Source organism: Anaeroplasma sp. (genome assembly GCF_034179385.1).
Lineage (GTDB): Bacteria > Bacillota_I > Bacilli_A > Acholeplasmatales > Anaeroplasmataceae > Anaeroplasma.
Map to the genome: position 1 here is coordinate 1 of NZ_JAXFPY010000107.1, position 13628 is coordinate 13628.

Here is a 13628-nt window from a genome sequence, read left to right on the forward strand (position 1 = left end):
CTTTGGCACGAGTGGTAGAACCTATAATAATTCTAAGACTTTGATTCAATCCTATGGTGCAGATTTTAGAGAAATATCCATAAAGGATGCATGTATTCAGCATTTTAAGGATATTCATCATAAGGATGGTGTATTTGATATTACTTATGAAAATACGCAAGCAAGGGAAAGAACACAAATCCTATTTGATGTTGCAAACCAAGAGGGTGGAATCGTTGTAGGTACAGGTGATTTATCAGAGCTTGCCTTAGGATGGGCTACTTATAATGGAGATCATATGTCCAATTATGGAATTAATTGTTCTATTCCAAAAACCTTAGTAACTACATTAATAAGACATATTAAGGATTCTGAAGAGGGTATTATTAAAAAGACTCTAGAGGATATATTAGCAACTCCTATTTCTCCAGAATTATTACCACTAGATGAAAATGGTAATATTAAGCAAGAAACTGAAAAGAATGTTGGACCATATATTTTAAATGATTTCTTCCTATATCATTTCCTAAGATATGGTGCACCAATGAAAAAGATTTATTTCCTAGCCTTAAATACATTTAAGGATGAATTTACAAAAGAAGAAATAAAGGCAACTTTAATTCTATTTGTAAAGAGATTCTTCACCCAACAATTCAAAAGAAATTGTGTACCTGATGGTATAAAGGTTGGTAGTGTTGCAGTCTCCCCTAGAGGAGATTTAAGAATGAGTAGTGATACTCATTACAAATTATATCTAGATGAAGTAGAAAAACTATAAGAATTAAGAAAAGAGGATGGAAAAAAACATCTTCTTTTTTTGTGCAAAAAGGATTTTTTTCTAAGTTTTGTTGTTGAAAAAAATAAAAACAGTTGTATTCTATAAATAGAAGGAACGATAAAAATTTAAGAGGAGGATAAGATGAAAAAATTATTATTAAGTGCAGCAATTAGTATATCTTTTATATCTTTAATTTCTTGTTCTTTAAATGAAGCGAATAATTTGAATGATAGTACAAATACTTTAAATCAGGTTAATTATGATAAAACATCGATTTATTACGATATGATATTTGGTGATACCTATAGCTATTTAGATATTTCAGATCAATTCCTTATGCTAAAGAATGTAGATGATACAGTTGTTAGAGTCGGAAATAACACGGATTCTTTAGATTATATGAAAAAAACATCCGATTTAACAAGCAATGATGTTTATGCAGTAGGAGATAAATATGAGTTTACTTTTGTTGAAAAGGAAATAATTTATATAAATGACACATTTAATATGGAAGGTGAAGAATCAAAAGGGACTCCTGTTGTAGGACCTTATGTTAAAAGTGAATATATTCCTGCAAGCATTGTAAAAATTGATGAGTCATTAATTGAAAGAGATGCTTTAGGATATATAACAAATGTAGATTTAAGTAGCTATAATACTTATGTTGAATCTTTCGTTTGGTATAGTCCAAAGATTAATTTAGATTATGTTATTACCAAAAGAACACAAGATAATTTATATAGCTATGTTGCATTAAATGAATATAATTCTACTTTATATGCAAGTGTTCAGGACAATATAGTATTTGCATTTTATGCATATGATTTATCCTTAAATAGATAGGCATAATAGAATTTATAAAAGGAGGCAAAATTGCCTCCTTTTACTGCTTTATTTTGTTTAGAATATCATCTAAATTATAATCCTTAGAATGATCTTTAAATTCTATTTTTAATTCTTCCTTATCATATCTTGGTAGGATATGAACATGGAAATGCATTACACTTTGTCCTGCAACCTCGTTGCAGTTATTCAAAATATTTGCGCCTTTAGCGCCTAGATTAGGTACTATTTTTTCTGCAAGCATTTTAGCTTTTTCCATTACCTTTAAATATACACCATTATCGATAGTTAATAAATTATCGTAATGCTTTTTAGGTAATACTAAAGTATGACCTAATGTTGCTTGAGAAATATCTAATATTGCTAAAACATCCTCATCCTCATAAACCTTTTTCGATGGAATATCTCCACTTATTATTTTACAAAAAATACACATAATATTCTCCTCCTTAAGAATATTATAATGTTTTTAAGATATTCTTTCAATTTAATGAAAAAAGAAATCATTGATTTATTTAAAAATTGATATATAATTTTAGTATATTATCTCAAAGATAAGGAGAAAGTATTGTAATTCTTCATAAGAGAGTCTACACTTGGTGAAAGTAGATAAGATAGCAATATGGACAACACCTTAGAGTGATGGAAGAATTAAGTAGACCCATCCGTAATTCTGCGTTAAGGATTTCAAGTGCGGTATTTTTTATACTGAACTAAGGTGGTACCACGGTCATTCGTCCTTAGAGCGTAAGCTTTAAGGATTTTTTTATTTTTGAAAGGAGAATATAAAATGAAAAGAGATAAGATTAAAGTATTATTAGAAGAAAAAGTAGAAAAGGATGTTCACATTTGTGCTTGGGTTAGAACAAACCGTGCACAAGCACAGTTTGGCTTCTTAAATATTAATGATGGTTCTATCGTTACAAACCTACAGGTTGTATATGACCAGGATTTAGAAAACTTTGCTGAAATCTCTAAATTTAGAGTAGGAACTAGTGTTGAGGTTTTTGGTAGGGTTGTATTAACTCCAAATATGAAGCAGCCACTTGAGGTTCACGCAACAAAGATTGTTATGCTTGGAGATTGTCCTGAGGACTATCCTATTCAGCCAAAAAGACATACGAAGGAATTCTTAAGAGAGGTTGCTCACCTAAGACCTAGAACAAACCTATTCAATTCTGTATTTAGAATTAGAAGTGTTGCCGCAATGGGAATTCATTCCTATTTCCAAAAGAATGGCTATGTTTATGTACATACACCACTCATTACCTGTGCGGATTGTGAAGGCTCTGACCAAATGTTTAAAATAACAACATTAGATGTCAACAATTTACCATATACAGAGGAAGGTAAGATAGATTTCTCTAAGGATTTATTCGGTAAGCAGGCTTGGATTACAGGTTCTGGACAGCTTCAGGGTGAAACATTCGCTATGGCATTTAGTGATATCTATACCTTCGGTCCTACCTTCCGTACAGAAAACTCAAACACACAGACTCACGCAAACGAATTCTGGATGATTGAACCTGAAATGGCCTTCTGTGATTTAGAGGGATTAATGGATATTGAAGAAGAAATGCTAAAGTATGTTATCCAATATGTACTTGAAAATGCACCTGCTGAAATTGATTTTTGTGATCAATTTGTAGAAAAAGGCTTAAAGGAAAAGCTATTAAATATCGTAAATGCGAAATTCGTAAGAATCTCTCATCACGATGTTGTAGATTTATTATTAAATTCAGGCAAGAAGTGGGAATTCATTCCAACCTACGAGGATGATATTGCGAAGGAGCATGAAAGATTTTTAACAGAGCACTTCAACGGTCCTGTATTTGTTACGAACTGGCCAAAGGATATTAAGGCTTGGTACATGAAGGTTAACCCAGATGGAAAGACTGTAGCTGCAGTAGATTTAATTGTACCTAAGGCAGGAGAATTAATGGGTGGATCTCAAAGAGAAGAAAACCTTGATGTTTTACTTGAAAGAATTAAAGAATTACATGTTGATGTTTCTAACATGGATTGGTATTTAGATACAAGAAGATATGGTGGATGTGTACACTCAGGATTCGGTATGGGATTTGAAAGATTGATTATGTACCTAACAGGTATTGATAACATTCGTGATTCTATTCCATATCCAAGAACACCAAAGAATTGTGAATATTAAACGAATCCTTTTACTTTTCGTGCGAAAACAAAAAAATATTCATAAAAACGAAATGAATATGTTTAACAAAATTCATAATAAATAATTATAATGAAAGCCGGTTTTTCTATTAAAATCGGCTTTCATTATTTTCAAAAACTTAAAAAAACAAATAGAAAATGGTATACTATGTTTGGGTGATACTTATGGCAAGAAGAAGTGAAAGAATTACCTTGCCCCTATGGTCAAGGCTATTATTATATTCTCTTGGTGCTATTTTATTAATAGGCCAGGTAGTAATCTTTTATTTTTCTATTAATTTCTATTTTAATGAGGATGTACAATCCTCAAATTATTCCGGCTTCATTTTAGTTGGATCCTATATTTTAGGTATAGTAGCCTCTATTTTTGTTTCAAGAAGAAGTATGCCAACAAACTATAAGCTTACCTGGTGTACCCTAATTTTATTATTGCCCTTACCTTTTTCTGTTTTATTCTTTTTAAATACAATTACTAAAGCGGGATCTAGCTATTCCTATAAGAACCATATGATAAAATTTCCTCCCTATTTCGATGATATAGAGCTTAAGGAATTAAAGGAAATCGATTTAACTGCATATAATATTATTCAATCAGCGAAAAAGGCAGAGCCCTTAGCGTTATATCAAAATATAGATATTACTTATTTTCCTGATGCAGAATTAAAAACGAAGGAAATGCTTAAGGATATGGAAAATGCGAAAAGCTATATTTATATGGAATATTTCATTATTAATGATGGAGTATTAATGGAAGATATTTATAAGGTATTAGAAAAAAAGGGTAGGGAAGGCATAGAAATAAAAATCATTTATGATGCCTTAGGCTCAAGGGGAAGAATAAATAAATCCCTATTCAAAAGATTAAGACAAATACCAAATTGTATGGTAGAGGCCTATGAGCCCTTTACCTTCACCCTATTATCGAATTATAGAGATCACAGAAAAATAACAATTATTGATGGAAATATTTGCTATACGGGTGGAGATAATTTAGCGGATGAATATGTACATAAGCTAGAACGCTTTGGCTATTGGAGGGATACTGCAGTAAGGTTAAGAGGGAATATTGCAGTTTCCTATACTGCGATGTTTTTATCTACCTGGGGAAGAATTCGAGGTACTAAGATATTAGATTTCCCTAAGGTTTTGGAAACAGATATCAAAAGTGAAGGCTTTGTATTCCCTATATGGGATGGACCAACCAATAGAAAAACTCCAGCATTTGATATGTTTTTATCCTTAATTGCTAGTGCGGAAAAATATGTATATATTTCTACACCTTATTTTGTAATTAATGATGAGGTCATATCCTTATTAAAAAGAAAGGTTGAACAGGGTGTTGATGTAAGAATATTAATGCCTCATATACCAGATAAGAAAACAGCCTTTTACATGGGTAGATTAAATTATAGAGATATCTATAAGGCTGGTGGTAAAATCTATGAATTTGAAAAGGGCTTTAACCACGCCAAAAATATTATTGTAGATGATAAATATGCCTTTGCAGGAACCATTAATATGGATTATAGAAGCTTATTTTTACATTATGAATGCGGTGCATTCATCATAAGAAATAAGGAAATTGTAAAAATGAGAGAGGATTTTATGAAAACCCTAGATGAATCTATATTATTTGATTATAATCTTTGGCATAAAAAGAAATGGTATCAAAGATTTATTGGATATATATTTTCCATATTCGCACCATTATTTTAGGAGATATTATGAGATTAGAGGATTTAGAAAATAAGCTTTTAGATTTAGGAAAAAGAAATCGATTATTAAATTATAAGGAAACTGGATTTAAAAGCATATCTATATTAAATAAGAATTATAAGGAAATCTATGAAGGATTAACAAATGGTAAGGAATATTCCTTCATGATTGTTGATCCTATGCTTGAAAGATATCATAAAACCTTTGCTATAGAAGAGGAGGATAATATCTTAGAATATTCAGAGCTTAAGGTTTATGATATCTGTAAGGAAGCAATTAAGCCCAATGAGCTATTAGCCTATAAAAAAGGCTATAAGCTTAATAAAACATTAAAGAATTTAATGAAGGAATATAAATATTCTATCGATGAAAAGGGTATTAATTCCTTATATTTAACCTTTGGTTTTGTAAGCTATATTGAGGATAAAACCACCTATATCGCACCACTACTTTTAATTCCCGTTGAATATGAAAAAAATCATCATGGAGTATATAAAATATCTGCTTCCGATGATGACATTATATTAAATCCAACCCTAGATTATTTCTTTAATACAACAAGACATTTCGATATTCCTAATTATTACAATCAGGATTTTGATTTTGAACATTATATGGAAGAAATCAAAGGTGTTCTACCTAGTGATGTAGTATTTCTTGAGGGAATGTCTTTAGGTATTTATTCCTTCTTAAAAATGAATATGTATAGAGATATTAAGGATCACGAGAAGAAGGTATTAGAAAATAGAAACATTCAAGCTCTATTAGGTAATCCTTCCTTTGGTGATGTTGACTTAGGTGGAAAAATATACCCTGTAGTCAATTTAGATTCTAGCCAGGAAAAGGCTATTTCTATGGCTGTAAGTGGTAAATCCTTCTGCTTACAGGGGCCACCAGGGTCTGGCAAGAGCCAAACCATTACAAATATTATTGCATCCCTAATTGGTAATAATAGGCATGTATTATTTGTCTCAGAAAAGCTTCAGGCTTTAGAGGTTGTATATGAGAATTTAAAAAGGGCAGGTCTTTCCGATTTTGCAATAGAATTACATTCCTCTAAGGCAAATAAGAAGACCTTCATCGATAATCTATATAAAACGGCAACCCTACCAAAATATAATATTTCTACCTTGGCAGATTCTACCATTCTTGCTCATGATACCCTAGAGGATGAAATTAAAGCCTATATGAATTCTATTAAGGCTAAGGTCTATAACGAGGAATTTACGGTATTTGATTTATTCTCCTTATATATAAGCTTAGATTCTGATTTTATTGATTATAAATTTGAGGATATAAAGAATAAAAGCTATTCCTTAATCAATAATACCAAAAGGTATTTAAGAGAATATAAGGATGCAATTCTAGATATTGGTTATGATTATAGAAATACAGTCTTTTATGGCTTTAATGATTTAAATACAAGCTATGTTTCCTATGAAATGAATAAGGAATTTGAGGAAGCTATTTCCTATTTAAATCGATTAAATACCTATAGAGAGAATTTAAATAAATATATTTCTATTAACGATAAGGATATTCTATCTCTATTCGATTTATATAGAGTATTTGATTTTATACCTATTTATAACCAGATGAAGCATAAGGAAATATTAAATTTATCTAAAGAGGATATCGATAAGGTATTACCTTTGATGGAAGAATACCTACATATTTCCTTGAAGCAGGATGTTATGGCATTCTATAATAAGGATATTATTAATATTGATGTAAAGGAATTATATAGAAGCCTAAGAAGCTTTCGTGGTCTATTTAAGGTATTGAATAGGGAATATAGAGAAACCAAAAGAAAAATCTTATCCTATAGAAAGGATAAGGCTTCTGATAAGGTCTTAGTTCGTGAATTAGAGGAAATTCTTGATTTAAAGGATAGATTATCGAAAAAGAAGCTATTAAAAGAAAATATCATAAAATATATTCCTTGTGTAGATGCATCCTTAATGGAGGAATATTATAAGGAACTAAAGGAATATAGCCCATATGCATCCATTCGAGTTAAAGAGGATAATAAAAATGCTATATTAGATCAACTGCTATCGTTTAAGAATTACCAGGATGGAGATATTAATTTAAGAGCACTTCAGGTAAGATTTGATAGTGAAATTATAGATTTCTATAAAAATGCTTTAACTACTGTAGTAAATCATTTAACCAAAATGTATAAGCTAAAGGATAAGATTCCATCCTATATAAGAGTATTAAATGTCATTAAGGAATTAAAGGATAAGGAATTATTTGGCTTTTTAAATGCTTATTTAGATAAGGGATTATCCTTAGATAAAATAGATTCCGTGTTCCTAAAGACCTATTTAAGAAATAAGGTATTATATGTCATAGAGGAAGATCCTATTCTAAATGGATTTACATCGGATTTATTTAAGGATAAGGTGAATGAATTTATTCGCTTAGATGAAACCATTTTAAATTTAAATAGAGATTATATTATTTCTGTTAATTCTATGAAAAGACCAGACGATATATTATTAGATGGTTCTAAATTTAAAATACTTGCTAAGGAAGCAAATAAGGTAAGAAGACAAAAACCAATACGTTTATTATTAAATGAAATCTTTGATTTTGCCATTTCCATTAAGCCTGTATTCTTAATGTCACCCTTATCTGTTTCTACCTATTTAAATGAAGAAAATGAATTTGATTGCGTCATCTTCGATGAGGCATCACAAATCTTTGCAGAAGACGCCTTTGGTGCAATCTATAGAGCGAAACAAGCTATAATCATTGGAGATTCTAAGCAAATGCCACCTTCGAATTTCTTTAATGCTCAAACAGAGGATCTAGAGGATTCCTATGATTCTATTGATGAATCTATCTTAGATATGGCCCTATCCAATTTTAATACTTTAAGCCTAAAATGGCATTATAGAAGTAGAAGCGAGGAGCTTATTGCCTTCTCTAATAAGAATTTCTATGATTCTACACTTATAACTATTCCAGAAGCAATAAAGGATAAGAGCGGCTTTGGTATTGATTTTATCTATGTGAAGGATGGAATCTATAATCAAAGAACTAGAACGAATGAAATGGAAGCCAATTTAATTGCGGATATGGTTATAGACCATTATAAAAATAGCGATAAATCCTTGGGCGTTGTTGCCTTCTCTAAGGTACAGGCAGATTTAATTTCTGATTTAGTTGAGGAAAAAATAACAAAATATCCTGAATTAAATAAATATTTTACAGATGAGGTATCTGAGCCTTTCTTTGTTAAAAACCTAGAAACTGTACAGGGGGATGAAAGAGATCGAATTATATTCTCTATATGTTATGGATATAATAGCGAGCATAAATTCTATCAGCGCTTTGGTCCATTAAATAATTTAGGTGGAGAAAGAAGATTAAATGTTGCCATAACGAGATCAAAATATAATATCACCATTGTATCTTCTATAAAGGCTATCGATATTAAGGATAACAATACAGAATCTATTGGTGTTAAGCTATTAAAGGAATATTTAGATTTTGCTGAAAATGTTCATCGAAACATGAAGTATAGTGACTTAGATAATGGAATTATCCATAAGGTAAAGGAATTCTTAGAAGAAAATAATTATGATTGCTATACCAATTATGGAACATCAAGATTTAAGATTCCTCTTGCTGTTAAAGAAAAGGGGAAGGATAATTTCTTATGTGCCATTACTTTAGATGGATTATCTATCCATGATAATGTAAGAGATGATTATCGCTTAATTGAGAATCTACTAAAAAGGTCTGGCTGGAAATATTATAAGATTTATTCTGTAAGCTTTAATAAGGATATGGATAATGAATTAAATAAGCTATTAGATTATTTAAGAAATGAAGCGGAAGAAGAGAAAAAGGATGAGGTTTTAGAATCCTTTATTAGTGAATCTAGCGATACCCTAGAATCTCATTTTGAATCCTATAAGGAAACTTTAAATGAGGTTTTAATGAGAAATTGTATGAATAAAGGCTTAGAATATGCCATGACGGATTTATTAAAGAAGGAAGAACCTATTCATAAGGAATATTATTTAAGAAAATGTGCAATGGCACTAGGTAAAACAAGAATTACCAATGTGGTTAAAAATGAAGCCTTAAAGGCAATGCCAAAGGATGCGATTACTATTGGTAATACCATTTGGCTTCATGTGAAGGATCATCCTAAATTAAGAATTCATTCCTCTCGTATGCTGAATGAAATTCCAATAGAGGAATTAATGGAGGGATTATATGAAATTGTATCCTATTCACAAGGTATTACCATCGATGGTGCATGTAAAGCATTATTAAAGCTTTTAGGCTTTTCAAGACTAACGGATAACACAAAAAAGATTTTGAATGATGCGATTGTATTCTTAAAGTTAGATGGTAGAATTATTCAAAAGGGAGAATGCCTGTATATTTAATATACAGGGTTTTCTTTTCTATAGAAAAAGCCTATTTTATGATATATAATAATAAAAAAAGCGACATGTGGGTGATGATATGGAAAGTAAGTATTACAATGAGAATTATTATAATGCGAATACTATCTTAAAATTCTTAAGAAAGGTATTAAATGAAATTAATAAAAGCTATGTGGATTCAGGAATGCGTACAGCATTCCTTATGAAGCGTTATTTAGAAAAATATAAGCTAGATACAGAATTATCTCACCAGCATGTCTTATTATGTATGTTAAAGGATATAGGATTATTCTATATGGATGGTGCTGTACCTACAAATGACCCTGCACTAGCTGCTGCATCATCCTACGCCTTCTTACACCAGTGCTCTCCTTTAGGTGAGGCTGCAAGACCTCTTTTATTCTATAAGGCAAAATACATGGAGGATGTTAGTAATCCAGACTATGAAATAGGCTTATTGATGACTTTATTAGATCAGGTAAGCTTATATATCTATGAACGTAAGGACATAGAAGAAATTGAAGAGATTTTAAGGGAAGATAAAAGAAAAAAGAAATACCATCCAGATCAGGTAAAAAAGGTTATTAAGCTATTAAAGGATCATTCAGATATTATAGAAAAGCTAAATAGCGAAAGTGAATTATATGTTTATGAAACATCAAAATATATTTCCCTAGCTGACTATGGTACGGATACCCTAGGTGAATTCTTAGATACTACATCCTTCATGTTTGAATTCCACAATCATGAAACGATGGCACATACTGTAACTACAGCGCAAATTGCATATGACCTTGCGATTAGCTGTAAGCTAACAGAATCTACTTCAAGAGCGATTGAAATTGCAGGTAAGGTTCATGATATCGGTAAAATTCGAGTGCCACTTGAAATTTTGTGCTACCCGGGCAAGCTTGAGGGTGAGGCACTAGCTGTTATGCAAAGCCACGCAAAATACACGAAGGAAATCATCGAGGGCTGCTTTTCCTATGTTATTGTTGAAATTGCTGCAAGACACCATGAAAAGCTTGATGGATCTGGTTATCCTTTAGGTATCACAAAAAAGGATTTAACCAGTGCGGATAAGGTACTTGCTGTTGCGGATATTTGTAGTGCACTATATTGTAAAAGAAGCTATAAGGCTGCCTTTACCCCAGAAAAGATTCAATCCATTTTACTTAGTGATGCAAAGGCTGGTAAGCTTGATGAAAGAATCGTTAATCATTTAATTGACGATTACGATAACATCATGAAAAATGCGAAGGCAGTTGAGGATATAGCCTTAAAGAAATATGATACGATGAAGGATGAATATGAAGCCTTAGCGAAATCTCCAGCCTTAAGACATGTCTTTGGTGAATCTGAGGATATCGATGAGGAAAGACCTGAATCTGTAGCTGCAGATGAAACAGAGGAATATATTTCTGGGGTAATCAATTACGAATCAAAAAAGGATGATGAAGAGGTAGTTGAAAAAATCATCTATGTCGATGAGAATGGTAATGAAATTGATTATAATAAAGAAGCGCCATCCTTTGAGGCAAGTTATGAGGAAGAAAAGGAAATCGATCCATTAGAAGAATATAATCAAGCGGAAATGGGAGATGTTCCTATTGAAGAAATAGATCATGAGGAAGAGGATGAAGTGATAGAAGAAAAAGAAGAAATCCCACTTCCAATATTCAATTTAGATGAAAAGCTTGAAGAAGAACCTATTCAAGATAAAGTTGAAGAAGAAAAGGAAGATATTGATGATGAATTTGATGCCTTCTTAAATTCTATTCCTGAAAAGGCAGAGGAGGAGCCTAAAAAATTTGTTCCAAAGGTTCCGCTTAAAAATCCTATGATGGATTTTGACCCATTTAAGGAGGATATTGATCCTGTATTCCAAGAACCAATTCTACCTAAGGAAGAGAAAAAGGAAGATATTGATGATGAATTTGATGCCTTCTTAAATTCTATTCCTGAAATTGATGAAAAGAATGATTCGTTTATGGAATCTACAGATTCTAAAGAAAAACTAGAGGATGCAGAAGAAACTCAAGAAAAAGAAGAGGAAAAGGAAGAAGTTGAAGCTTTAGTTGAACTAGAAAAGGAAGAAATCGATACTGTTGAGGAAGCCATAGATACACCTATAGATATAGAAACTCAAGAAGAAAAGGAAGAAGACTCTACTGAAGATACGGAAGAATCCGTTTCTAGTGATATAGAATCAGAAGAAGTTGATGATGCAAGCTATTCGGATGAAGATGAAGTAGATGATTCTACTTTAGAATTAGATACTTTAACAGAAGAATCTAACGATGAAGAAATTAATTCTAAATATGATGATTTAGATGAAGAGGTTGATAATTTTATTGAAGAAGCACAAGAAGAAAAGGAAAAATCCTCCTTTACCGATCCGTTTAATCCTTCTAGCGATGGCAAAAAATCCTTCTTTGATGAAGAAATCGATGAATCAGCTCTAGAATTTAATGATAAAGAAATTGATTCTAAATACGATAATGACGAAGATGTAGATGATTCTATAGAGGATATAGAAGAATTAGACGAAGAAGATGCTTTAGATGATTCAAAGGAAGAACCTATAGATTCTTTTGACTTAGATATAGAGGATGATTCTATAAATAATGAAGAAGAAAATTTATTAATTAATTCTAAATATGATGACTTAGATGAGGAAATCGATGGTTCTGATTCTATTTTAGAAGACGAAGAATCTAAAGAAGAGGATAATTCTAAAGACGCTTCTAAGGAAGAAGAGTATGTAGATTCCTATTTTACTGAAGAAGAATTAAAGGAAGATGAAGAATCTATAGAAGAAAATGACTCAAAGGAAGTATCAAAAGAGGAAGAATACGTCAGTTCTTATTTCACCGAAGAGGAATTAAAAGAGGATGAAGAGATAGAAGAATTATCATCGACTGAAGAGCCCTTATCAAAAGAAGATATAAAACCTATTAAGGAAGAAGATCCAAAAGAGGAATATGACGGAGAACTTGATATGGATTTAGATGAAGATGATGATGACGAAGAAGATGATGATGAGGATTTAGATGAGGAAGAGGAAGAGGATTCTAATCCAAAGCATAAGAAATTCTTCTCTAATGACATCTATAGAAAGATGTTTACTTATAATCCTAATAAGAAAAAGAAATAGATTATGCCCAGTTTTTGGGCATATTTTCTTTTTTTCTTCCCTTAGTATTTCAAATATTTTATATTCAGGTTATAATTAAATAAATAATACTATAGAAAGAAGATGAATAAAATGTCAGTAACTCTAAATCAAGGCTTAAAGCCTTATCAAGAGGCAATTATTCATGAAATAGGTTCATTAAAAACTATAGTAAACCTATGTCCATCTGCATCTAATATTATAGTAGAAATTCCTCTCTTTAAGACATTAGGCGTAAGTGTTATGTCACCTTCTTTAATCTATAATTATCAATTAAGAGGTAGTGGAGGATACATTGAAGGAGCTAAATTTAGTTATTTTCCAACACTATGTAAGGAAGGAAATAATTTCTATATTACTAATCCTGATGGAACTATAGATTCATATAATGGTTATAATACTATAAATTCTGAAACAAATTCATATATATATATCATTCCTATGGTGGTATAGATTATTATATCTTAAAAGATAAATATGATAATAAAATAGAATACTTAGATTATAATTATAGCCTTCCTTATCGAATTTTATA

8 protein-coding genes and 1 other annotated feature are annotated in these 13628 nt (G+C 31.0%); of the genes, 7 read left to right on the forward strand and 1 reads right to left on the reverse strand.

The window, feature by feature from the left end:
• Together SPJ17_RS07030 and SPJ17_RS07035 are read left to right on the forward strand one after the other, a co-directional pair.
• The coding region (locus tag SPJ17_RS07030; protein ID WP_321094075.1) for a hypothetical protein at positions 1 to 757 on the forward strand (757 nt) is incomplete at its 5' end.
• A 141-nt stretch (positions 758 to 898) separates the two neighbouring features.
• Positions 899 to 1600 (forward strand): hypothetical protein, encoded by a 702-nt coding sequence (locus SPJ17_RS07035; protein ID WP_321094078.1) that lies wholly within the window; start codon positions 899 to 901, stop codon positions 1598 to 1600.
• A gap of 40 nt (positions 1601 to 1640) precedes the next feature.
• On the opposite strand, the gene SPJ17_RS07040 is transcribed toward SPJ17_RS07035, so the two are convergent.
• Positions 1641 to 2036, reverse strand: a complete 396-nt coding sequence (locus tag SPJ17_RS07040; protein WP_321094080.1) for an HIT family protein — start codon at positions 2034 to 2036, stop codon at positions 1641 to 1643.
• Positions 2037 to 2142: 106 nt separating this feature from the next.
• Positions 2143 to 2345 (forward strand) — a binding site (T-box leader).
• A gap of 45 nt (positions 2346 to 2390) precedes the next feature.
• Here SPJ17_RS07040 and asnS point away from each other — a divergent pair.
• The 5 genes from asnS (at position 2391) to SPJ17_RS07065 (ending at position 13546) form a co-directional block, all read left to right on the forward strand.
• Positions 2391 to 3770 (forward strand): asparagine--tRNA ligase, encoded by a 1380-nt coding sequence (asnS, locus tag SPJ17_RS07045; protein WP_321094083.1) that lies wholly within the window; start codon positions 2391 to 2393, stop codon positions 3768 to 3770.
• 185 nt (positions 3771 to 3955) lie between these two features.
• Positions 3956 to 5506: a cardiolipin synthase gene (gene cls / locus SPJ17_RS07050; RefSeq protein ID WP_321094085.1), complete on the forward strand. Its 1551-nt coding sequence runs from the start codon at positions 3956 to 3958 to the stop codon at positions 5504 to 5506.
• An 8-nt stretch (positions 5507 to 5514) separates the two neighbouring features.
• Complete coding sequence (locus tag SPJ17_RS07055; RefSeq protein WP_321094088.1) at positions 5515 to 9918, forward strand: DUF4011 domain-containing protein; 4404 nt, start codon at positions 5515 to 5517, stop codon at positions 9916 to 9918.
• Positions 9919 to 9997: 79 nt separating this feature from the next.
• Positions 9998 to 13075, forward strand: coding sequence for an HD domain-containing phosphohydrolase (locus SPJ17_RS07060; protein ID WP_321094091.1), 3078 nt, complete (start codon positions 9998 to 10000; stop codon positions 13073 to 13075).
• A 111-nt stretch (positions 13076 to 13186) separates the two neighbouring features.
• Positions 13187 to 13546: a hypothetical protein gene (locus SPJ17_RS07065; protein WP_321094094.1), complete on the forward strand. Its 360-nt coding sequence runs from the start codon at positions 13187 to 13189 to the stop codon at positions 13544 to 13546.
• Positions 13547 to 13628 lie beyond the last annotated feature (82 nt).